We start from the raw sequence: 744 nt of genomic DNA on the forward strand, positions 1-744 counted from the left end.
TCTATTAACATTAAGAACTTCTGTTCCATAAGCATTTGTCACTGAAGTAAGTCCGTCTACTGACGTTTCTAATTCAGCAACACCTGCAACTGAAGCTTCAGCTGCTGTTTTTAAGAAGTCAAATACATTTTCTCTAGGAACTCCTGCAGAAAGTGATTGATATAAAGCAGGTACTACTTCTTCAGGTACTTTTCCGATTTCTTTAGAAAAAGCCAAAGTTTCCTGCTTTAAAGATTCAAAACCTTCATTGCCTAATTTAGGAAGAAGCGTAAGAACCTCACGCATTCCATTATCAAAATCAGTAGCTTTTTTAGTTGCTAATGCAAAAGCTGTTGTTCCTGCAGCTATTGGAACAGTTAAACTTTTAGTAGCTAAAGAACCGAACTTATCAAAAGATTTTCCTATTTTATCAAAACCTCTTTCTAAGTCGGTTGTTTTATCTTTAAGTTTTCCAAATGCTTCAATAGCTTGGGAAGCATCTGCATATATACTGACATTTAAGCTACTCATTTATTTAATTATCCGTTATTATTGTTTCTATTTCCCAAAGCCCTTGCTTTTCTCTTCTTATAGTTTTATTTCCCTGCTTTGTTTCTGTTACATTATTATCTGACTTTGTTTCTTCTTGAACTTCGATTATATAAGGCAAATTTAAAGAAGCTGTATAATAGAGCAGAAGTCTTTGCAAACTCATCTCCATCATACAGTCTTCTGTCCAGCCATAACTATGAGCTAGATGTGCCA

The 744-nt window shown here is 34.3% G+C and carries 2 protein-coding genes; both read right to left on the reverse strand.

What is annotated here, in order from left to right:
* Window positions 1-510, reverse strand: a 510-nt coding sequence (locus tag BRSU_RS14045) for a phage tail tape measure protein (RefSeq protein ID WP_048596215.1), incomplete at its 3' end; no start/stop codon positions are given.
* Between the two features lie 4 nt (window positions 511-514).
* On the reverse strand, window positions 515-744 hold a 230-nt coding region (locus BRSU_RS14050), incomplete at its 5' end, for a hypothetical protein (RefSeq protein WP_245158126.1).

The organism is Brachyspira suanatina (assembly GCF_001049755.1).
Classification (GTDB): domain Bacteria; phylum Spirochaetota; class Brachyspiria; order Brachyspirales; family Brachyspiraceae; genus Brachyspira; species Brachyspira suanatina.